Source organism: Acidovorax sp. KPB24-03, assembly GCF_057546605.1.
In genome coordinates, this window is the sequence record NZ_BAAJYR010000794.1 from 1 (window position 1) to 875 (window position 875).

The window sequence follows — 875 nt, forward strand, 5'->3', positions numbered from 1 at the left end:
CGGCGGCGAGATCGTGGCCGACATTCCCGTGCCGGCGCAGTGCCCCACCATGCCCTGCCTGGGCGGCGACGGGCCGGAGGGCGCCACGCTGTTCGTCACCTCGGCCCGCCAGGGGCGCCCGGCCGACGAACTGGCGCGCGAGCCGCATTCGGGCCACCTGCTGGTCGCCGGCGAGCGCCTGCCGGTGGCCGGGCGGCCGGTGAACTGGTACGAAGAGGGACCGCTGCCCGCCGGCCTCGCCTGAGCACTGGGGCGCCGCGCCGGATGGCCTGCAGCCGGGACGGTGGATTCACGCCCGGCGTTCAAAAAAATTCACGGCCGGCCGAGCCCCGCTGGCGAAGGGGGGCCGCTACGATCCACGCCATGGACTCCGCCCTCCGCCAGATCATCGACCGCGTGCGCGACAGCGTCCAGCGCCAGGCCCCCGTGTGCATCCGCGGCGGCGGCACCAAGGACTTCCACGGCGGCGCCGTGCTGCAGGGCGAGCGCCTGGACACCACGGCCCTGTCGGGCATCGTGAACCACGAGCCGAGCGAGCTGGTCGCCACCGTGCGCGCCGGCACGCCGCTGGCCGAACTGGAGGCCGCGCTGGCGGCCCACGGCCAGTGCCTGCCCTTCGATCCGCCGCATTTCGGCCCGGGCGCGACCGTGGGCGGCATGGTGGCCGCCGGGCTGTCGGGGCCCGCGCGCGCCAGCGTGGGCGCGGTGCGCGACTATGTGCTGGGGCTGGAGCTGGTCAACGGCCGGGCCGAGCTGCTGCGCTTCGGCGGCCAGGTGATGAAGAACGTGGCCGGGCTAACGACCGTCTCGCGCCTCATGGTGGGCGCCTGGGGCACGCTGGGCGTGCTCACCGAGCACCTGAAGGTGCGCCGTGC

Annotated in this window: 1 protein-coding gene and 1 pseudogene; both read left to right on the forward strand. The window is 75.2% G+C overall.

What is annotated here, in order from left to right; translation table 11 throughout:
- A pseudogene (locus AC27KI_RS26055) lies at window positions 1-244 on the forward strand (SMP-30/gluconolactonase/LRE family protein); the annotation flags it as partial.
- 119 nt (window positions 245-363) lie between these two features.
- The coding region (locus tag AC27KI_RS26060; protein WP_487116743.1) for an FAD-binding protein at window positions 364-875 on the forward strand (512 nt) is incomplete at its 3' end.